Genomic DNA, 21520 nt, shown 5'->3' with positions numbered 1-21520 from the left:
TGGAGAAGATCGTACCGAACTCTCTCAAAGCATGTCATGCTCTCTGTTGAAGGAAGAAATCAGCAAATCGGGCTATTTTGGTGCATGTGAAAACACGGGAACCCCCCACTTGCCTATAATGAATCCTTCCCATGATAGTGGGAGTGCACAAGAGGCGGTGTCGACTAAACAGATAGCATCTTTGTCTTTTCATGACAGCGCGTTCGAAAGCAGAGGGATGAGGGAATTCGAATTTGGCTTCAGGAAGAAAGAATAGCTGCACTGAAGCTCCCTGCACCTAAGGAGGATGCAGGGAGCTATTTTGGTTCACTCCATAATCCCATCTTTTGATTGTCCCATGAACACGGAAGCGGCATCTTCACACAGTTGCTTGTTCAAGATGGCCACCCCCTCGCGAATTTCGATATTACACACATGACAGTCATTCTGCCGCAATATGGGTCACATCCGTAATGACCCCTTCATTCATCGAATACACTTCGTGGCATAATGACTGGATGTCCACCTTGTTGTGAGACGTCAACAAAATAGTGCAGCCTCTTTTGTTTTCCTCCCGAATAATTTGGTACACTTGGTTCACCGATTTTTCATCCAACGCATTCATTGGTTCGTCGAGCAGCATCAGCTGCGGCTTCTCCATGATGCACTGTGCAATGGCCAGTCTTTGTCTCATTCCAAGAGAGTACGCTTTCACCGGCCTTTTATCATGCGGATCCAACCCCACTCGCTCGATTGCCTCTTTTACCTCGCGCTCGCCGATTTTGTTTTGAATCATGGCTAAAAAATGCAAATTATCGAATCCTGAGTATTGTTCAAGGAAACCTGGTTTTTCCAACAAAACAGAAATATCGCTCGGAAAGGATACATCTTGGTGCAACGTCTGGCCAAATACCGCCACCGTGCCGCTGGACGGCTTCACAAGTCCGCTGATGACTCGGAATAACATCGTTTTTCCCGATCCGTTCGGCCCGACGAACCCATAAATCTTGCCTCTCTCCAACTCTAAGTTGATATTGCGCAAAACTTCCCTTGATTTGATTGTTTTGGAAACATTGGATAAGACGATCGCCTTCATATCGAAAACCTCCTAGATATAATCCGCATGCTTCACTCTCTTTATCGTCCAATACCCGAACACAACGATCGACAAGAGCTCCACCATCAACGCCGACCAGAACATCGAGCTGCTCCGCACGAGATCCGCCATGCTGTAGTACAAAGGAATAAAAGGCGTTGGCATCTTCACACCCACAAAAAACAAAGCGAGAATGACAACATTCGCCAAGTGATAGGTTGCATACACGTTCAACAACATCCACACGCTGGCGTGCCAATACAAATTCACGGCGATGCTAACAAACATGAGCACGAGCGAACGGTCAAACGAAAACGCCATATGCGACACAAAGAGGCCGAAGCCGCCAGTGATCAAAAACGACGACAAGACATATCCCACTGTAAACAGAACTCCTGCCAACAATCTAGCCATTGTATACGACGTCGTATCCCTCAACAAAATGAACAGTTTATGTTCAAAATATTGATCCCGCTTTTTCCAAACGATTTGGAGCAACACCACATAGCCGAAGCAAATCATCAGCCAATACATCCAATTCGAGGTCGTCACCGCTCCGAATAAGCGGGCGAACAACTCCGATAGGTGTTGGGAGGAAAACGCCTCTGACCAGCTGCACATCAAAGTGCCCAACAGCGGGAACAGGAGGCAGGTGATGACAATTCTTTTGATATCCATTTTGATCAAGGTAAACTCCAAATCCATCGGTTTCATAACAGATCATCCTGAACATAATAGTTTTTTCGGCTTGACGAAAGGCAAATGAGATAGACTAACAGCAGCAGCACCACAATGAGAACGAGGATGGTCCAAACAGGAGCCGCCTGTTCACTTATGTAAAACAAATAAGGGAGCATATGCACCGTGAACATATCCAATACAGCCAGTATGATGACGGCAGCGAAGGCAAAAAAGCGACTCCATCCAAAGTCGATGAATGCTATAAACAGCAATCCGTATATAGCGGTGACGAAAAAATACATAACAAGAAAATAGAGAAACGAACTTTTATCCTCACTATGCGGCACGTACAAAAAAGCCGCATGGGCGTTTGGCATATGGGGGTAGATGAGGAATTTCACAAACATTGTACATAATCCTCCTGCTACAGCAACCCAAAGGGACACGCCCCCAGCCAAAACGACGACCAACAACGCTTTATGCAGCCCGATTTGTCCCCGGGTGCGGTATCGTCTTAAAATCACCCACGCGTTCGTTTGAAGTGTTGAACCTAAAAGAAATAAAAAAACAGGCAGATGAAAAAACTCATACCGATAGAGCAAGATAAAATCTTTAAGGCTGTGCCATTTCCCCACTACCACCATTCCTAGCGGCAAGATGCTCACCACCATCAACAGAGCCATGACGCCCAAAATCATTCGGATAACGGTGCGATGCAACAGCAAATCTTGCCAAACAAAAAAAAACAATCTGTCTAGAGAACATCTTCACTCTTCTTCACTCCATATGAAAATACCCCTACCGCGATCAACAATTGGAGGATAAACACGATGACGATTTTCCAATAGGACAATCCTTCCACTGGTTGTGAAGGGATTAAAAAATTAAACGGATCCCAGGCCAATTGGTTGGTAATGGTCAGCGCTGCCCAACAAACCATATAAATGATTTGTGGCATCAACGTGATCAAATACCGATTTTTCAAGAATAAAGAAAAGGCTAAACCGAGACAAACGTAGCCACCGGCAAACAACCCGCCAATGACATAATACGCGAGAACATACCAATAAGGGGAGATCTCCAATAAAGGAGAAAAAAGGCTTTTCTTTTCCCCTTCAAATGAATTGTCCGGCAACGGCAACGTGCCATGGACCAATTGCCGATAAGCCTGGGAAAAGCTCGAATAATCCCAATGGTTCGTCAAAAGATTCACCAGCACAACTCCCAGCACAAGAGGAAGAAGGAATAAGAAGAAAGCGCTGATATAGGAAAACACAAATTTCCTTCGAAAATAGACTCCCCTTCCCATCCGTGTCAATTGATAATGAATATTTCCGCTCTTTCGCTCACGATCAATCGAATCTACCAATGGAATGGACAACAATAGTGGAAAAAGGAAGTAATATAAAGAAGAGAGTACGTTAAATCGGAAGCCTCCTAGACCAACCCATTCAAGGTGAGGCGATGCCAAGGCGGAAACATTTGGATTGTCGTGGTAAATTCGTTCAAGCAACTGCACATTTTCACGATAATCTTTCACCCCCAACACGACAGCGCCAATGACGAGCAACAACAGGCAAGCTGCGCTGATATAAAAGTTCTTATTTTTCAGAAGTTTAAGCAATTCCATATACATACAATCATCTCCTAATTCTTCTGTTTAAGGACGGTCTTCTTCATTGAAATTGAAGAAGACCGTCCCTGACGAAGAAAACCTCTCTCTTGTCCAAGTTGACTGAACATATCTATAAAATCGATCAATTGTCGGGGTAAAATTTGCCTGCGATATCAACTGTAACGTAAGTGAAGGATGCATTTTCCGCCACTAATGAAACTTTTTTGCCAACAGCGCTTTGGTCGACAGTGAAATAACGCGTGTCATTATCGGTTACATTCAGCGCGGTTGGCGACACTTTCGTGGAGCCTTGCTGAATCCACATATTCGCTTTATAATCGCTCCCAACAACCGAATTTTCCACTTTGCTTTTACTGTTTGTCGCTTTATTGGCGCTTGCTAATTCTGTATCGGCTTGAAAACGAGGGAGAACCCCCGCATACGTCACATAAGATGCGGCGCTGACTCCCCCTACCACAATGAATGTGGTAGAAGCAAGCAAAGCAGCAACCATTTTACGTTTTTTCTTCATGATTCGATCCCCTCTCCCTTAATATATTTTAGAATAGGCTCTTCACCACAAAGTGTACTTGACAAAGAAAGACGATTATGATAGAGAAAATCAAAACAGCATTTTTCCTTTTTATACCACACGTCTCTTTGAGCAACATTGCTATCATGTTTGTCTTTAAAAGTCAAGTACATCTTTTGGTGATGAACCTTAAAATACAGGACCGGTCCCATGGGATATTATAACAAAAAAAAAAAAAAGAAGTAAATACGAAAAATTAAAACAAAATGGGTGCATCACTGTAACCTTGAATCGGTGATCAAGACGGGTTCACGCCCCCACAAGAAAATTTGATCAATCAACCAAATATTACATCTCGGTTCTTCACCTAATAGGTGAACATTCGAAATAGAGTAGAGGCCTCTGCATAATTGAGAGTTTCCCGGCATTTCGGGTACACTTCTATCACGGATTCAGGTGGAACGTACTTGACAAGCGAGGATAGTCTGGAGTCTCCGTGTCCGGAAAATCTGATGTACTGATTTTCCCTTGCAAGTGCAGAGAAGGCGTGTTCTGAGATAGCTTTGCTCTGCAAATCAAAAAAGAGCGCCCTAGTTTGTCGATTAGGGCGCTCTTTCTATTTTCTAAATGGTTCTCGCTTCGTTGCTTCTACTTCACCCCCACCGTCTGACTCTGGCGAATGGCTTGGCGCAAGTCGTCCAAAATATCGTCGATCGCTTCTGTGCCGACAGACAGGCGCACAAGGCCTGGGGTGACGCCGGCGGACAGCTGTTCTTCCGGGGTCAGCTGCTCGTGCGTCGTGCTGGCTGGGTGGATGATGAGCGATTTCGAATCGCCGATGTTGGCCAAATGCGAGAACAGCTTGACCGAGTCGATCAATGTTTTCCCGGCTTCGACGCCGCCTTTGATTTCAAACGTAACGATCGCACCTTGCCCGTTTGGCAAATACTTTTTCGCGAGTTCATGTGACGGATGGCTTGGAAGCCCCGGATAATTGACCGATTCGACGGCTTCTTCCTCTTCTAAAAACTTGGCGACGGCAAGGGCGTTTTCGCTATGGCGCTGCATCCGTAAATGAAGCGTCTCTAATCCTTGCAAAAGCAAAAACGCGTTAAACGGCGACAGCGCCGCTCCTAAGTCGCGCAACAGCTGGATGCGCGCTTTCGTGATATACGCTGCTTCCCCGACAGCATCGACATACACCAACCCGTGATAGCTTGGGTCTGGCTCGGTGAACTCCGGAAACTTGCCGCTCCCTTTCCAGTCGAACTTGCCGCTGTCGACAATCACGCCGCCGATCGAATTGCCGTGCCCACCGATAAACTTTGTCGCTGAGTGGACGACGATGTCGGCGCCGAATTCAATCGGCCGCAATAAGTATGGACTGGCCACCGTGTTGTCGACAATGAGCGGAATGGCGTGGCGATGGGCGATGTCGGCGACCGCTTCGATGTCGAGCACATCGTTTTTCGGGTTGCCGATCGTTTCCGCAAACAACGCTTTCGTTTTGTCGGTGATCGCCCGCTCAAAGTTTTCCGGATCGGACGGATCGACAAACTTCACCGTAATGCCGAACTTGCGCAGCGTATGAGCGAACAAGTTGTACGTGCCGCCGTAAATGGACGACGACGACACGATTTCATCGCCCGCCGAGGCGATGTTGATGATCGAATAAAACACCGCCGCCTGCCCCGATGAGAGCGCAAGCGCCCCAATGCCGCCTTCAAGCGCCGCGATCCGTTTTTCAAGCACATCGTTCGTTGGGTTCATAATGCGCGTATAAATAAACCCTTCCTCTTTCAAGCCAAATAAATTGGCTGCGTGCTCGCTGTCGCGGAACACATATGAGCTTGTTTGGTAAATCGGCACCGCCCGCGCGCCCGTTTCCGCATCCGGTTTTTGCCCGGCGTGGATGGCAAGCGTTTCCGGGCGGAAAGTTTGTTCATGGCTCATCGTTTTCTCTCCCCCTCTTTGACCCTTCGAGATTTCATATCCTACTAAATCAATTGGTTTTTTTATAAAAAATCTATCATTCGATCACAACGTTTGTCAATTGCATTTTTTTAATAGTGCAAAAATTTTTATTGAAAACAGAGCCTGCCGGTGGGCAGGACTCCTATTGTTTCATTATCGTTTTCCAATTTCCTCTACTAACAGCTTATTGACAAGCGGCGGATTCGCTTGCCCTTTTGTTGCTTTCATCACTTGGCCGACAAGGAAACCGAGCGCGCGGTCTTTGCCGTTTTTATAGTCTTCCACCGACTGCGGGTTGGCGTCAAGCACTTCGAGCACAATTTTGCGCAACGCTCCTTCGTCGGAAATTTGCACGAGCCCTTTTTCTTTGACGATTTTCTCCGGGTCGCCGCCGTGTTCGACGAGTTCTTTGAACACTTTTTTGGCGATTTTCGACGAAATCGTGCCGTTTTGGATGAGTTTGATCATGCTTGCTAGGCTTTCTGGCGTCAAGGCGATGTCATGCAGCTCTTTTTGTTCGGCGTTTAAGTACCCGGACACTTCGACCATGAGCCAGTTCGACGCCAGTTTTGGATCAGCGCCGTTGGCGACCGTTGCTTCGAAGAAGTCGGCCATTTCTTTTGTCAGTGTGAGCACTTTGGCGTCGTATTCCGGCAAGCCCCACTCTTCGACATACCGTTTCTGGCGGGCGTCCGGCAGCTCCGGAATCGAGGCGCGGACGCGCTCTTTCCATTCGTCGTCAATATAAAGCATGACCAAGTCCGGCTCTGGGAAGTAGCGGTAGTCTTCCGAACCTTCTTTGACGCGCATCAAAACGGTCGTTTTCGTCGCTTCATCAAAGCGCCGCGTTTCTTGACGGATGACGCCGCCCGAGAGCAAAATTTTCTCCTGCCGCTTCGCTTCGTACTCGAGCCCCATGCGGACGAAGTTGAACGAGTTTAAGTTTTTCAACTCCGTTTTCGTACCGAATTGGTCCGATCCGATCGGCCGGAGCGAAATGTTGGCGTCGCAGCGGAGCGATCCTTCTTCCATTTTGCAGTCGGAGACGCCCGTGTATTGGATGATCGCTTTTAATTTTTCCAAGTAGGCGTACGCCTCTTCCGGCGAGCGGATGTCTGGCTCCGAGACGATCTCAATGAGCGGCGTCCCTTGGCGGTTAAAATCCACGAGCGAATAGCCGTCGCCTGTATGCGTCAATTTGCCCGCGTCCTCTTCCAAGTGAATGCGGGTGATGCCGATTTTTTTCTTTTTCCCGTTCACTTCGATTTCGATCCAGCCGTTTTTGCCAAGCGGCTGGTCGTATTGCGAAATTTGGTACGCTTTCGGGTTGTCCGGATAAAAATAGTTTTTGCGGTCGAATTTCGTCTCGGTCGCGATTTCGCAGTTTAACGCCATCGCTGCTTTCATCGCAAACTCGACCGCCTGCCGGTTCAACACCGGCAACACGCCCGGATACCCTAAGTCAATGACGTTCGTTTGCGTGTTTGGGGGCGCTCCGAACGCGTTCGGGCTGCTGGAGAAAATTTTCGATTTCGTTTTCAGCTCGACGTGCACCTCAAGTCCGATGACCGTTTCAAAGTTCATCACCTAACCCCCCTTACAACACCGGTTTTTGCTTATGGTAGTCAGTCGCCTGTTCAAAGGCGTGGGCGACGCGATAGACCGTGCTTTCATCAAAGTGCTTGCCGATGATTTGCAAGCCGACCGGCAAGCCGTCGACAAAGCCGCACGGCACGGAAATGGCCGGCACGCCCGCCAGGTTGACCGGAATCGTTAAAATGTCGTTTGCGTACATCGTCAGCGGATCACTCGTTTTCTCGCCGATTTTAAACGCCGGCGTCGGCGTTGTCGGGCCGATGATGACGTCATATCGTTCAAATACGTTTTCGAAGTCGCGCTTGATCAACGTCCGCACTTTTTGCGCTTTTTTGTAATACGCATCGTAATAGCCCGAGCTTAACGCGAACGTCCCGAGCATAATGCGGCGCTTGACCTCCGCCCCGAATCCTTCGCTCCGTGTGAGTTTATACATATCGATCAAGTTTTTCGCGTTGTCCGTCCGGTAGCCGTAGCGGACGCCGTCAAAGCGGGCGAGGTTCGCCGAGGCTTCCGACGAAGCGAGCAAGTAGTACGTCGCCAAGGCATATTTCGAATGCGGAAGCGACACTTCTTCCCACGTTGCACCGAGCTTCTCAAGCACGGCAAGCGCCGCCAGCACCGACTGGCGCACGCCTTCGTCGACGCCTTCCCCTAAATATTCGTTCGGCACGGCGATTTTCAATCCTTTGATGTCCCCGGTCAACGCCTCCACATAGTTCGGCACCGGCACGTTTGCCGATGTCGAATCCATCGGATCGACGCCTGCAATCGCCTGCAATAAGTAGGCGTTGTCTTCGACCGTGCGCGTAATCGGACCGATTTGGTCCAGCGACGACGCAAACGCGACAAGCCCGAAGCGCGAGACGCGGCCGTATGTCGGCTTCAAACCAACAACCCCGCAAAACGCCGCCGGCTGGCGGATCGAACCGCCCGTATCCGAGCCGAGCGCAAACGGCACTTCCCCTGCCGCCACCGCCGCCGCCGAACCGCCGCTCGAGCCGCCCGGAACGCGCTCTAAGTCCCATGGGTTGCGCGTCAGCTGAAAGCCAGAGTTTTCCGTCGACGAACCCATGGCGAACTCGTCCATATTCAGCTTCCCGATCGTAATGGCGCCCGCAGCGTTCAGCCGCTCCATAACGGTCGCGTCGTAAATCGGGTCAAAGTTGTATAAAATTTTGCTGGCGCATGTCGTGCGCAATCCTTTTGTGACGATGTTGTCTTTAATGCCGATCGGCAAGCCGAACAGCGGGTTCGTTTCTTCGCCTTTGGCGAGCTGGTCATCCAACTCTTTCGCTTTCGCCCGCGCCTGTTCTTCATTTAATGTTAAAAACGCTTGCACTTTTTCTTCCACTTCGCCGATGCGTCGGTACGATTCGTCGATTAAATCGGAAATCGACACTTCTTTTTTCTGCAGCAACGTATGTAATTCTGATACGGAATGGTCAAAAAGCGACATAAATCCCCCTCCTTACTCTAAAATGGCCGGCACACGGAACTGGCCGTCTTGCTGATCCGGCGCGTTTTTCAACACTTCCTCGCGCGGCAGCCCCGGTTCTGGAATATCCTCGCGCATCACATTTCTCATATCAAGCACGTGCGAAGTCGGCGGAACGTTCTCCGTATCCAATTCATTCAACTGCTCGGCAAACGTAATGATCGCATCGAGCTGTTTCGTAAACATCTCCGCCTCTTCATCGGTAATCGCCAACCGCGCCAAATCGGCGACATGTTTCACTTGGTCAATGGAAATTCGCGACATAGTTTCACCTCCAACGAGTTCGACCTATCACAATACCATGATGATACCAAACTTTTATCCAATGAAGCAACCGTTGCCACGTGTTCTGGGCGAGAATCAATCTATATATTCACGATGCAAACGAATATACGTTCTATAACATCTCCCAATAGCTAAGGCAGGCGTGAAACCGGGGGGATTTGATGTTTGATGTAGGAATATTTCGTTTTCCTGAACAGCGCACGATGGGATGGCACACGCATGAGTAAACGGTTGATGGGAGGAAAAGGACGCGCTCCTATTTTAGACACAGGAAGGAATCGCTCGTGACGCCTTTTTTTATTCAAAGAAATACGATAAAATGAAAGCACAAGGAGGGAAATTGCATGTCGCTGCCAAATCAAAATCATCCATGGACATATGCAGATTACGTAATCTTCATCGCATTGCCAAAAGTATTCGCTTCCATGTGAGAACCCTCCTGACAAAAATCGGGAGGATTTTTTTGCACCGATATGGAATAAATCCTTGACAAACAAGGAATGTGAAGGAGTTTGTCCGCCATGGATGTTCAAATTTTCTTAATTGACAATCCCGAACATATGTACTATAATGACTGTAACGGACGAAAAAGGGGGAATCATGACGATGAGTGACGCTTTGCTCACCCAAGTGCTCGACCGCCTAAGCGCCATGGACGGCACGCTGCAAAAGCTCGTAGAGGGCCAAGAGCGGCTCGAGCGGGAACAAATCGCCATTCGCCAAGAACAAGAAGAAATTCGAAAAGAGCAACAAGAAATTCGGAGAGAACAGCAAGAAATCCGAAAAGAACAACAAGAGATTCGAAAAGAGCAGCAGGAAATCCGCCTGGAACAACAGCGTCTGCGTCAAGAACAAGATTCGCTTCGCGCTGGGCAAACGGAATTAAACGGCATCGTGGCTGCTCTCCTCCACCGCCAAGACGAAACAGACGCCAAACTGGAAGCTCTCGCCGCTGACGTCCACCAGCTTCACCGGGAATTTTCCTCATTGAAACAAACGGTGGACCGCCTCGAACAAAAAATGGACTCCCGTTACGAACAATTGGCTGCCCAAATCGAAGACATCAAGCTGGACTTGAATTTTATCGCCCACCGCACCGTCGACAACGAACGAATCATTTACAAGCTGAAAGAAATGCTGTTCCGCTGATCGATTCATCTAAGAGGAGGCCGCTGCCATGCATATCGCGTTTGACCATCTCGTCCACTTGACCGAACGGCCCGAGCAAGTGAAAATGGCGTTTGAACAATGGGGGCTTGTAGCCATCCACGGCGGCCGTCATCCATCATGGGGAACGTACAACGCCTTATGTTACGTGGAGCATTTGCGCTACATCGAGTGGATCGGCATTGCCGATATACAGACGGCGAGAACGTGCGGAAACCCGCTCATCACTCAGCTTGTCGCCGACCGCCAAGAAGAAAGCGGCTTCTCCCAGTTTGCCTTTCGCACGAACGACATCGAAGCGGTGGCGGCGCAGCTCAAAAGCAAAGGATTCGCCCCAGTCGGTCCGCTCCCCGGCAGCCGCGAGCGCGATGACGGCAAGCAGCTCACATGGTCGATGCTGTTTATCGAAGACGACACAGACGGCGCGTTTCGCTATCCGTTTTTCATTCAATGGGGCGACCGTGATGACGTACGCATGAACGAGCTGGCGCCGCTCATGAGACACCCGATTGGCTCTGTTTCGCTGTCGTCAATTAGCCTCTACACCCTCGATCTCCAGCGGACGGTCAACGGCTACCGCCGGCTGTTTGACTTGCCCGAACCCGATGTCGGGCGCGATGAAGCGGGAGCATACGCGGAGCTCGCTGTCGGCGGCATTGCGATTCGGTTCTATGAGGCTGACCGCCGTCATCCATCGACGCGCCCGTTTTCGTGCCGGCTTGTGGGCGTGCAGAAACCGCGCCGCATCGAAATCGAGGGCGCCACGTACATCATATCTGGCTCTTGACGGCCATTGTATTGCCACATGCTGCGCCCCCTCGCGCTAGGCGCCGTGCCAGCCCTTGGCGAATGCATTCCCACATACTCCCCTTTGCCACTGAATAAGATGGAGTAACCGCTTCTTGATTATCGCAAACCATAGATGGCAAAGGGGGAGTCCAACCGTGTCCCACCCGTATGTTTCTCCAAAACTTTCAGTGGAATGATCCCAACCACGCGCCCTTGATGACGCAGCGCCGCCTCAGCAACCTCTCCCATCAAGCCCCGTGTCCCTCCGCCGTAAATGAGCGTAATGCCGCTTCGGGCTAAAAACGTTCCGAGCGCTTTCGCCGCTTCCTTATATCTCCCATCGTTTCCATTGCTTGATCCGCAAAACACGCAAATCGCCTTCAAGTCTCACACCCGCCTCCTGCCATAACCTGTTGCTCGTTTTGCATCCGTTTTCGAGTGCTGCGCTCATTTTCCTACCGTCATTATACAATGCTCTCCCTGTTCTTTCCACCATCGTTCGGACGGCCTTTTCACGCAAAAAAGGGCCGCTGCTGCAGCCCTTTCCGCTTCCTTCATTTTTGGAGAATCAAATGTTCGGATCACTCCGTTCGCCGTATCCCAAATAACGCGATGATGCCGACCTTATTGATAAATATGCACAAACGGCTCGTCTGCTTTCGCCTGGCGCACGATGAGGCTTTCCGGCTGGCCGGCTGAGGCGATGTAGACATTAACGGTGATGTAGTCCGGGAATTTTTCCATCACCAAGCCGGTCACGTATTGGGTAAAGCCGATCACTTCCGCTTTGCCGTAAAACGGCATCGTAATGTTGATCGTTAACTTCTGAAGCTGGTCGTTGACGTACAATCCTCTGCCGACGATGCCGGTGTAGTTCGAGAAAAAGTCTTCAACGTCTGATTTAAAATTATTGAATTTGAGCCAGTCATCGCGATGGTTCTTTTCCGCCTCATCGGACGGGAATAAATAATATTCCTCGTTCACCGCTTCCCAATCATCGATCGTGGCGCTTCCGTCGTCAACATGGGTGACCGCGAAAAAGTGGCCCGGAATCACGGACGAGCGCGGCGCCTGTTTGTACAAGGCAATCGTGATCGGCACGTTGCCGAGCCCTTTGATATTTCGCAGCCGCTTCAACACCTCGGCGGCGATCCGCTTTCCTTCCCGTTCGATGACATCGTCTTTGATTTTCACTTCGCGTGGATACCCTTGCTCGGTTGAGTAGTAGTGGACGGAATTCAACGCCAGGCCGATGGCGACGCCACCAAGCTTCACCTTGTCGTTATCGACTTTCACTAAGTAGTCGTGCTCCAAAATGCTGGCCAGGTAAATCGGGCTTTGTTTGTTTTTTTGCTCATTCGTTCCTTTGTCGCTGATCGGCGGGTTTAAGCCGATGTTGTCTTCCGGTTTCATTTTCTCTGCCTTCAGCTGGCTTTCCGTCCGCTTGCGGGCGAGCCAGCGCCCGATCGTTTCGCTGTCCAAATATTGCCCTTCCTGCAACAAATATTCATCCGGGGAAAATTGCTCAGATGCCAAGCGCATCAGCCCGGTTTCAAATTCATCGACATCAAGCCGGGTGTTGACGTCGTTGACGACCCGCCCGCGCGCCCCGGACGGCTTAAAAGGCAAGACAACGCGGTAATACGAATCAGAAATGTTGTATTTCGGGATGACCGCTTCTTGCTCTTTGCTTCCTTTGTCTTGCACGACTTCCTCACCTTTGTCAAACTTCGGCGCACACGCAGACAACAAACAAATCGAAGCGAGCCCGACAACGGCCAACCGTTTTCGGGTCCGATTCGTCCAACGACAAGCAACGAAACTGCGCAGTAGTGAGATTTGTTTCATCGTTTCCCCCTGTTGATCTCTTGCAAAAATCGTGGTTCGTCCCAAATCTCAATGCCAAGCTGCTGGGCTTTCTCCAACTTCGATCCGGCATCCTCGCCGGCGATGACAAGGTCGGTGCTGCGGCTGACGCTGCCGGTGACGCGCCCGCCAAGCCGCTCAATTTGTTCTTTTGCTTCATTGCGCGACATCGACGCGAGCTTGCCGGTCAAGACGACCGTTTTGCCGGCGAAGGCAGAGTCAGCAGGCGCTTCAGCCGACCGCTTCGGCCCTTTGTAAGCCATATTGACACCGTAAGCGCGCAGCTCCTGGAGCAGCTCAGTTGCTTCGGGTTGGGCGAAGAACGCCGTGATCGCATCCGCCATTTTCTCTCCGATTTCGGGGATGGCCATCAACTCCTCTTTCGTCGCCCGTTCGAGCCGCTCCATCGTTTCAAAATGCTCAGCCAAAAGTTGGGCGGCTTTCGCTCCGACGTAGCGAATGCCAAGGCCAAACAGCAGCCGTTCAAGCGAGTTTTGCTTCGACGCCTCAATCGCCGCAAGCAAGTTGGCCGCCGACTTTTCCCCCATCCGTTCCAACCCGACAAGCTGTTCCTTCGTCAGGCAGTACAAATCGGCGACATCGCTGACAAGGCCGGCGTTAAACAGCTGGGTGACGACTTTTTCGCCCAAACCCTCGATGTTCATCGCCGCCCTTGAGGCAAAATGGATGAGCCGCTCGCGCAGCTGGGCCGGGCAGTTCGGGTTCAAGCAGCGGAGCGCCACTTCCCCCTCGAGACGGACGAGCTCGCTTTCGCATTCCGGGCAGTGCGTCGGCATCGCAAACGGCGTTTCATCCCCATCGCGCCTGTCAACGACGACGCCGACCACTTCCGGGATGATGTCGCCCGCTTTTTTAATGATGACCGCATCGCCGATGCGAATGTCTTTTTCCCGTATAAAATCTTCATTGTGAAGGGTGGCGCGCTGCACCGTCGTGCCGGCGACGCGCACCGGCTCTAAAATCGCCGTCGGCGTGACGACACCCGTGCGGCCGACGTTCACCTCAATGCCGATTAACGTCGTCACCACTTCCTCGGCTGGGAACTTGTAGGCAATCGCCCAGCGCGGGCTTTTCGCCGTCGCGCCAAGCGCCCGTTGCTGGGCGAATGAGTCCACCTTAATAACGATGCCGTCAATCTCATACGGCAGCTGCGGCCGCTTGTCGTGCCACTCGCTGACAAAGGCGATCACCTCATCGATATTGGCGCAGCGCCGTCGCTCTGGGTTTACTTTAAACCCGAGCGCCTGCAAATAATCAAGCGCTTCGCTGTGTGAAGCGATGCCGAGCGCCTCGGCGTCGGCTAAGCCATATACAAACAAATCCAGCTGGCGCGAGGCCGCCACTTTCGGGTCGAGCTGGCGGAGCGAGCCAGCCGCGGCGTTGCGCGGGTTGGCAAACAGCTCCTCGCCGCGGGCTTTTCGCTCCTCATTCAAGCGCAAAAACGACGCTTTCGGCATAAACGCCTCGCCGCGCGCTTCAAGCGACACCGGTTCTTTCAGACGGAGAGGCAGCGAGCGGATCGTTTTCAAATTTTCCGTAATGTCTTCACCCGTCGTCCCGTCGCCGCGCGTCGCCCCTTGGACGAAATAGCCGTCTTCATAGCGGACCGAGACGGCGAGGCCATCGATTTTCAGCTCGCATACGTACGCCGCTTCCCCGACTTCCTGACGGACGCGGCGGTCAAAATCGCGCAAGTCTCCTTCGCCAAACGCGTTCGCCAAGCTCATCATCGGAACGCGATGCGCCACTTTGCGAAACGCCTCAAGGGGCGGACCGCCGATGCGCTGGGTCGGCGAATCGCTCGTTTTGAGCTCCGGATATTGTTCCTCAATGGCGATGAGCTCTTGCATCAACCGGTCATACTCGGCATCTGGAACAGACGGGCGGTCAAGCACATAATATTCGTACCCGTAGCGGTTCAACAGTTCGCGCAGCTCGGCCGCGCGCCGTTCGGCTTGTTGGCGGTCCATACGTTCACCTGTTCTCCTTTCCTACACTTTCTCAATCGGCGCAAATTTGGCAAGCAGTCGTTTAATGCCGATCGGGCTCGGGAAGGCGATGTCGAGCTCTTGGTCGTCGCCGCCGCCGCGGACGCTGACGACGGTGCCGATGCCCCATTTCCGGTGATTCGCCCGATCGCCGACTTTCCACGATCCCACGGCGCCGCTTGCCTGCGGGCGCGAAACGGCCGAGCGGGAGGCGCCCGCTTGGCGGCGCGAGGCTGTCTCAAGCAAATGCGCCGGAATTTCATTCAAAAAGCACGACGGCGGGTTCATTTGGATGTTGCCAAACAGCGTCCGCATTTGCGCGCTCGTCAGCACAAGTTCTTCCTCCGCGCGGGTGATGCCGACGTACGCCAGCCGCCGTTCTTCTTCCATCTCATCGTCATCCTCGAGAGAGCGGTTGTGCGGGAAAATGCCTTCTTCCATGCCGATCAAAAAGACGACCGGAAACTCGAGCCCTTTGGCGGCATGCAACGTCATCAACATGACGGCATCTCCTTCAGTGGCCTGTTCCGTCCCGTTCAGCTCGTCCAAATCGGAAATGAGCGCCAAGTCGGTTAAAAAGGCGATGAGCGATTTATCGTCGCTCACATTTTCAAAATGCTTCGTCACCGACAAAAACTCATCCAAGTTCTCGAGCCGGCTTTGTGCTTCAATCGTCCGCTCCGCCTTGAGCATCTCGCGGTAGCCCGATTTGTCGAGCACTTCTTCGACGAGTTCGGTGACGGAGACGTATTCTTGCAGCTGTGTCCATTGCTCGAGCTGGCTGCGGAACGCGGCGAGCGCCCCGGCCGCTTTGGCGCCAAGCCCGATCATCTCTAGCTCGCCGAGCGCCTCAAACAAGGACAGCTCATGATCGGCTGCATAGCGGACGAGTTTGTCGATCGTCGAGGCGCCAATGCCGCGTTTTGGCACGTTAATGATGCGAAGCAAGCTTAAATCATCGTCCGGATTGGCGATGACGCGCAAATAGGCGAGAATGTCTTTAATTTCTTTCCGGTCATAGAACTTTAAGCCGCCGACAATTTGATACGGAATGTTCGCTTTCAGCAACATTTCCTCCATGACACGCGACTGGGCGTTCGTCCGGTACAAGACAGCAAAATCACGGTAGCGGCGTTCGCCGCGCTCCACCGCCTCGCGGATGCGTCCAGCGACAAACTGCGCTTCGTCCGCTTCGTTCATCGCCTCATAATAAAGAATCGGCTTTCCTTCCGGGTTTTCCGTCCAAAGCCGTTTCGGCTTCCGGTTGACGTTATGCTCGATGACTTCGTTCGCCGCTTGCAAAATGCGCTTCGTCGAGCGGTAGTTTTGTTCAAGCAAAATGACTTTTGCGTTCGGATAGTCGCGCTCGAACGACAAAATGTTTTGGATGTCCGCCCCGCGCCACCGATAAATCGATTGGTCGGCGTCGCCGACGGCGCAAATGTTTTGAAAGCGTTCCGCCAGCTTTTTGACCAGCGTATATTGAGCGCGGTTCGTATCCTGGTACTCATCAATATGGATGTACTGAAACTTATATTGGTAATAGTGAAGCACATCCGGCACGCGGTCAAACAGTTGGATCGTCGTCATGATCAAATCGTCAAAATCGAGCGAATGATTGCGAAGCAGGCGCTGTTGGTATTCTTGATACACATCGCTGACGACTTTTTCGTAATACGTCGAGGCCCGCTTCGCGAATTGCTCCGGAGGCAACAGCTCGTTTTTCGCCGCGCTGATCGTGCCTAAAATCGTCCGCGGCTCAAATTTTTTCGGGTCTATGTTTTTTTCTTTTAAAATCGTTTTCATGACTGAAAGCTGGTCCGTCGGATCAAGGATGGAAAAATTGCGGTTGATGCCGATGCGGTCAATGTCGCGGCGCAAAATGCGGACGCACATCGAGTGGAACGTCGAAATCCAGACGTCTTCCGCCGCCCCACCTAAGAGCGACTGCACACGTTCCCGCATTTCGCGCGCCGCCTTGTTCGTAAACGTAATGGCCAAAATGTTCCACGGCGCCACATGCTTTTCCGCCATCAAATAGGCGATGCGGTGCGTCAACACCCGCGTTTTCCCGCTTCCCGCCCCCGCCATAATGAGCAGCGGGCCTTCCGTCGTCCTGACGGCTTCTTGTTGCTCTTTGTTTAAATGGGCGAGCAGCTGTTCCGATAAAAAGTTCATTGTTTTCACCACCAATACACCATATGTTCTATTTCGCCTCATTCGCCCGCTTTACGGCGTCCACGGTCAGCAGCGCCTGTTCAAACGATTCGTAAACGGCGTTGCCGACGACAACAGTATCCGCCCGGCGCGCCATCTCAGCCGCCTGCTCCGGTGCGGTGATGCCGCCGCCATAAAACAGCTGCGTCTCGCCGAGCGCCTGTTTCACTTTTTCCACCAAGGCGGGGTCGCCGTATATGCCGCTATATTCAAGATAAAAGATCGGCAGCTTGTACAAATGTTGAGCGAGGCGAGCGTAGGCCACCACATCGTCTTCGCTCAGGCCGGCGTCGGCTTCGGTGAGCTTCGCCGCCTTGCATTCCGGATTTAAAATGCAATACCCCTCGGCAAAAATCTCATCCCAATTCATGATCTCGCCATATTGTTTCACCGCCTCATGATGGCGGCCCACCACCCAGTCGACATGGCGGCTGTTTAACACGATCGGAATGAAATACGCATCAAACCCCGGCGTCAAGGCCTCAAGATTTGTGACTTCAAGCGCGCATGGCACCGAAAAACGGCGGATGCGGGCCAATAAATCGAGCACACCATCGAGCGTCACCCCGTCCGTTCCGCCGACGATGACGGCATCCGTCCCCGACTCGCAAAGGCGCTCAAGGCGCTCATCATCGATCGGTTTGTTCGGATCGAGCTTAAACACATGGCGCCAGGCGCGAATCTCTTCCATGACAATACCCCTTCCACTCTGTTCTCCATTGTTTCATTATAACAAATCCGCAAAAAGAAAAGGAGTTCCTTTGCGAATGGAAGGAATCTCCTTGCCTGCTTAGTCTGTCACCGATTCATTCTCTTCTTGCGGTTGTTCCTCTTTAATGCGGTCAAGCGCCATGGCATAGGCATCGTTTCCATAGTTGAGGCAGCGTTTGACGCGCGAAATGGTCGCCGTGCTCGCTCCGGTTTCCGTTTCAATTTTATGGTACGTATACCCTTCCCGCAACATGCGGGCGACTTCCAGACGTTGGGCAAGCGCCTGAATTTCGTTGACGGTGCATAAATCATCGAAAAAACGGTAACACTCTTCCAAATCGCGCAGCGACAAGATGGCTTTAAACAGTTGATCAAGCTCTCTGCCGCGCAGCTTGTCGATTTGCATGTTTGTCTCCTCCTTGCTTTGGCGAAAAACGATTTGGTGGACTGTTGGCGCTCTCCTCTTTATGTTTATGGTTTGGAAAACCCGCCGGCGGCCGTTTTCGGGTCACCGCCATTGCACGATCGCCAGTTCCGGAACGATATTGATCCACGTTTTGCCTGGCACGAACCCGACCGGCGCCCCATCGCGGTATGGCAGCAGCCGGCCGTCGACATTTTTCCATTCAATCGGCTGGATGATGCCGTTTTGCAGCAAATAGCCATGGCCGCCGGACGTGAGGTCAACGTCGCGCCGCCCATGGCTGTCGATCACTTGATGGCGGGCGGCGATGATCATCACGTTTTGCGCCACAACCGGGTCGCGCGTATCGTAATCGACCGTCTGCTCGCCGCCGCTGTATCGGTAATACCCATGCCGTTCCGGAGCATAGCGGTATTCCACTTGGGCGTACGAGCGGTGCGAATAGGCGATGTGGACCGTCCCTGCCTTTTCCCCGCTCGGTTTGTCCGCGCGAAACGGCAGCGGAGCGACATCGTCCGTCCAAGCATACCCGTTTTGTTCCGCCCCTTTTTTAATGTTGGCAAACGTAATGTACGAGTTGTGCGGCGCCTTGCGGAAGGAAACGCGCTTAAACAGCGTTCCGTCATAAAAGAGCCCGTTCAAATAATCGGTTTCCCCCTGCTCGAGCCGCGCTTTCGCTTCCGGGCTCCATCCATGGCAAACATAAATGGCATTGTAGCCCTCGCTCAAATCAATATAATAATCACGCGCACTCCGCACCGGTCCGACTCGTTCCGGCTGTTCGCTTTGGTAAAGCGCCAAAAAGCGGGTGATATCCCCCTCAGCGAGCACCTCATACACGATGTCCGCCTTGCTTAATCCCGACTGTGGGCGCGCCTTCGGATGGTTGTTGACCATCACGCCGACGACCCGTTGATGAACGTTCCCTTTCGCCGGCAGCCCGGTCAGCGGGAACGTTTGTTTTTCCTCCGCCGGAGGCTTGGACGGCTGCTCCTGCCGAGGAGCCGGTTTGGCTGGTTCAGCCTGCTTCGGCTCGCTTTTGGTCGTGCAGCCTCCTAACAACAATACCGCGCAGCTGATGACGAACAGCCAATGTTTCAATGGACACACAACCCTTTCTTTTTTATTTTACCGCATTATCGAAGGAAAGAGTACCGTTTTGTGCATGACATCGTAAATGCCGCGCTGGGTGATGCGCACATACGGCAAATGGGTCGACTGCAAAAAGAGCAACGAATACACAGGGTCTTCAAAGCGGTATCCCCTCTCCCGCAACAGACGGACGAACTCTTTTTCCTTGTCGATCAATGACTCCATCTCCAGCGCGGACATCATGCCACCAAGCGGAAGCGGAAGCTCAAATACGATTTCGCCATTTTCGGCAAGCACCAAGCCGCCGCCGATTTCCTTCATCCGTCGGAAAGCGAGCAACATATCTTCCTTATGTTTGCCGATTAAAACCAAATCGCCCGTATTCGAGTACGAGCTCGCCAATCCGCCGAGCGCTGATGAAAAGCCTTTGAGCATCGTGTTGACGTGCCAGCGTCCATTCCGGTCAAGCAGCACCGGCAAGTCCGGACGAATCGAAGAATGGCGGAGCGTGACCGTATAACCGTGCCAAAGACGGGTTCGCACCTCTTTTCCCGTCATGGCCTCATGGTCGCCATCCACGCCAAACAGCGCCATTTTAACAAGCGTTTTTTCCGACGCTCCCGGAAAATGCCCTTCGATTTTGCGACGCCGCCGTTTCGCCTCTTGCATCCAATACAAAACGATGTCATCGCCGCTGACGAGTCTCGACCATGATGTCAGCTCGCCGCCTTGGAGGACCGTTTCCTGGTCAAGCCATCGTTTGATCCGTACGTTGGACAATTGCTCATCCTCGCGCTCCAGCTCCGTTTGGCCATCAAACCGGCACCACCAATACATCGAAGTTGGAAGCGTATTCATTTGTTGCAAAAACAAAAGCGCCTCGTCATCATTCAGATGCAAAAGGAAAAACAAGTTATCGTTCACTAGCGTCGTCGTCCCGCGCGCCGCTGCATAACGGGCAAAGGAACGGGGATTATATAATTGAAATGGATGGACATGCGGCTCGATGTAGCCGGGAACGAGCACATACCCGCGGCAGTCGACGACTTCGCATGCCCCGTCGACCCGGTCGGGAAGACGCTCTCCGGCATACACGATGCGGTCACCATTAATCCATATATTTCCTTTTATCCATTCACGAAAATACGAGTGCAAATACGTCGCATTCACCAATACTTTCGTTGGTGATTATTTGCCTTCAATCACTGCTGCTTGTTCACGCAGTTCGCTGCCTTTCCAGCGGTAACGTTGTTCGCCCATTGACACCCCGTCCCTTGTTTCCTAATCGTTCCATATAACCATTTTAACGTACGAAAGCGATTTTCACAATAAAAAGATGAGGAGGGGCAAGCCAATGGCAAATATCGGCATTGTGAATGCGCTCATTCGCATTACGCTCGGTTTGACTGTCGTAGCATGGGCGACCGCCCGCCTGGCCCGGCGGCCATGGTGCACATCGTACTTGTTCGCCGCTTTGCTTGGGGCCATGAAAGTCGGTGAAGGGATTACCCGTTTTTGCCCGCTGACGGCCTTGTTTGACAACATGCAGCGCCAGCAGCTGCTTGAAGAACAAAAAGAAGCCGTTGTCAATCCAACGTAACGAACATCATGCGGTCAACTTGGAACAAGGTTGCATATGGCACCTGTTTCCTGTCGTGCTGGCGTGTGTTGCGCCGGCGGACGAAGATGCTGCGACCTCGTCTCGTCAAGTTCGGAGGCATCCACTTTGCGGGGAACTGGCTTCGGCCTTGTCGTCCATTTACTTGGAACTTGCGTCTTGAGCCGCCCGGACTTCTCAGGAAAGTTGGCTTCGACCCCGCCCGAATTGTTCCATTATCACGCCAAAAAGGGGCTGACCCAAAAGTCCGCCAAAAAGCGGACTTTTGGAGTCAGCCCTCTCTGGTTTTTGTATATTTTACCAAACGGAACAAAATTCCGACTCTGTTCTTCCCCTCATTTACGCCACCAAGGACAATTGCTTGTCCCTAG

General features: G+C 52.0%; 20 protein-coding genes and 1 pseudogene. 4 read left to right on the top strand and 17 right to left on the bottom strand.

Features of this window, described 5'->3' with window-relative positions; translation table 11 throughout:
* Positions 1-256 (top strand): hypothetical protein (locus IKE44_RS11615; protein WP_287465993.1); only part of this gene is annotated, 256 nt, incomplete at its 5' end.
* 165 nt (positions 257-421) lie between these two features.
* Here the strand turns inward: IKE44_RS11615 and ccmA are convergent.
* The 9 genes from ccmA to gatC all read right to left on the bottom strand — a co-directional run bounded on the left by ccmA (position 422) and on the right by gatC (position 9235).
* Positions 422-1075, bottom strand: a complete 654-nt coding sequence (ccmA, locus tag IKE44_RS11610; protein WP_287465991.1) for a heme ABC exporter ATP-binding protein CcmA — start codon at positions 1073-1075, stop codon at positions 422-424.
* 12 nt (positions 1076-1087) lie between these two features.
* On the bottom strand, positions 1088-1789 hold the full coding sequence (locus IKE44_RS11605; protein ID WP_055357787.1) for a hypothetical protein: 702 nt from the start codon (positions 1787-1789) through the stop codon (positions 1088-1090).
* A complete protein-coding gene (locus tag IKE44_RS11600; RefSeq protein ID WP_287465989.1) occupies positions 1786-2439 on the bottom strand; it encodes a hypothetical protein in 654 nt (217 codons plus the stop codon). Before IKE44_RS11600 ends, IKE44_RS11605 begins: the two co-directional genes overlap by 4 nt.
* Positions 2440-2510: 71 nt before the next feature.
* Entirely contained in the window at positions 2511-3392 is an 882-nt protein-coding gene (locus IKE44_RS11595; RefSeq protein ID WP_049624722.1) for an NADH dehydrogenase, read from the bottom strand.
* A 121-nt stretch (positions 3393-3513) separates the two neighbouring features.
* Entirely contained in the window at positions 3514-3903 is a 390-nt protein-coding gene (locus IKE44_RS11590; protein ID WP_013144153.1) for a hypothetical protein, read from the bottom strand.
* Between the two features lie 648 nt (positions 3904-4551).
* A complete protein-coding gene (locus IKE44_RS11585) occupies positions 4552-5856 on the bottom strand; it encodes a homocysteine synthase (protein WP_287465986.1) in 1305 nt (434 codons plus the stop codon).
* A 174-nt stretch (positions 5857-6030) separates the two neighbouring features.
* Positions 6031-7461: an Asp-tRNA(Asn)/Glu-tRNA(Gln) amidotransferase subunit GatB gene (gene gatB / locus IKE44_RS11580; protein ID WP_287465984.1), complete on the bottom strand. Its 1431-nt coding sequence runs from the start codon at positions 7459-7461 to the stop codon at positions 6031-6033.
* Positions 7462-7474: 13 nt separating this feature from the next.
* Positions 7475-8932 (bottom strand): Asp-tRNA(Asn)/Glu-tRNA(Gln) amidotransferase subunit GatA, encoded by a 1458-nt coding sequence (gene gatA / locus IKE44_RS11575; protein WP_287465982.1) that lies wholly within the window; start codon positions 8930-8932, stop codon positions 7475-7477.
* 12 nt (positions 8933-8944) lie between these two features.
* Positions 8945-9235, bottom strand: coding sequence for an Asp-tRNA(Asn)/Glu-tRNA(Gln) amidotransferase subunit GatC (gatC, locus tag IKE44_RS11570; RefSeq protein ID WP_014194780.1), 291 nt, complete (start codon positions 9233-9235; stop codon positions 8945-8947).
* 621 nt (positions 9236-9856) lie between these two features.
* Here gatC and IKE44_RS11565 point away from each other — a divergent pair.
* Both IKE44_RS11565 and IKE44_RS11560 read left to right on the top strand, forming a co-directional pair.
* Positions 9857-10405, top strand: coding sequence for a hypothetical protein (locus tag IKE44_RS11565; RefSeq protein ID WP_033016666.1), 549 nt, complete (start codon positions 9857-9859; stop codon positions 10403-10405).
* A gap of 28 nt (positions 10406-10433) precedes the next feature.
* Positions 10434-11210 carry a VOC family protein gene (locus tag IKE44_RS11560; protein WP_287465980.1) on the top strand — a complete coding sequence of 259 codons (777 nt, stop codon included), beginning with the start codon at positions 10434-10436 and terminating at the stop codon, positions 11208-11210.
* A gap of 119 nt (positions 11211-11329) precedes the next feature.
* Here the strand turns inward: IKE44_RS11560 and IKE44_RS11555 are convergent, their stop codons facing one another.
* The 8 genes and pseudogenes from IKE44_RS11555 to IKE44_RS11520 form a co-directional block, all read right to left on the bottom strand.
* Positions 11330-11596 carry an LOG family protein gene (locus tag IKE44_RS11555; RefSeq protein ID WP_445236771.1) on the bottom strand — a complete coding sequence of 89 codons (267 nt, stop codon included), beginning with the start codon at positions 11594-11596 and terminating at the stop codon, positions 11330-11332.
* Positions 11597-11836: 240 nt separating this feature from the next.
* Positions 11837-13060: a CamS family sex pheromone protein gene (locus IKE44_RS11550; RefSeq protein ID WP_287465978.1), complete on the bottom strand. Its 1224-nt coding sequence runs from the start codon at positions 13058-13060 to the stop codon at positions 11837-11839.
* On the bottom strand, positions 13057-15069 hold the full coding sequence (gene ligA, locus IKE44_RS11545) for an NAD-dependent DNA ligase LigA (protein ID WP_287465976.1): 2013 nt from the start codon (positions 15067-15069) through the stop codon (positions 13057-13059). Before ligA ends, IKE44_RS11550 begins: the two co-directional genes overlap by 4 nt.
* Positions 15070-15090: 21 nt before the next feature.
* A complete protein-coding gene (gene pcrA, locus IKE44_RS11540; RefSeq protein ID WP_287465995.1) occupies positions 15091-17265 on the bottom strand; it encodes a DNA helicase PcrA in 2175 nt (724 codons plus the stop codon).
* 28 nt (positions 17266-17293) lie between these two features.
* Positions 17294-17995, bottom strand: a complete 702-nt coding sequence (pcrB, locus tag IKE44_RS11535) for a heptaprenylglyceryl phosphate synthase (protein WP_033009957.1) — start codon at positions 17993-17995, stop codon at positions 17294-17296.
* Between the two features lie 99 nt (positions 17996-18094).
* Positions 18095-18421, bottom strand: a complete 327-nt coding sequence (locus IKE44_RS11530; RefSeq protein WP_033016672.1) for a YerC/YecD family TrpR-related protein — start codon at positions 18419-18421, stop codon at positions 18095-18097.
* Positions 18422-18523: 102 nt separating this feature from the next.
* Entirely contained in the window at positions 18524-19540 is a 1017-nt protein-coding gene (locus tag IKE44_RS11525; RefSeq protein ID WP_287465973.1) for a DUF3048 domain-containing protein, read from the bottom strand.
* A gap of 27 nt (positions 19541-19567) precedes the next feature.
* Positions 19568-20791, bottom strand: a pseudogene (locus tag IKE44_RS11520) (adenine deaminase C-terminal domain-containing protein).
* Between the two features lie 94 nt (positions 20792-20885).
* Here IKE44_RS11520 and IKE44_RS11515 point away from each other — a divergent pair.
* Positions 20886-21131: a YgaP family membrane protein gene (locus IKE44_RS11515; RefSeq protein WP_033009953.1), complete on the top strand. Its 246-nt coding sequence runs from the start codon at positions 20886-20888 to the stop codon at positions 21129-21131.
* Positions 21132-21520: the final 389 nt, after the last annotated feature.

Source organism: Geobacillus sp., from assembly GCF_017515625.1.
In the GTDB taxonomy this organism is placed as follows: domain Bacteria; phylum Bacillota; class Bacilli; order Bacillales; family Anoxybacillaceae; genus Geobacillus; species Geobacillus stearothermophilus.
This window is presented reverse-complemented; position numbering and strand designations above follow the sequence as displayed.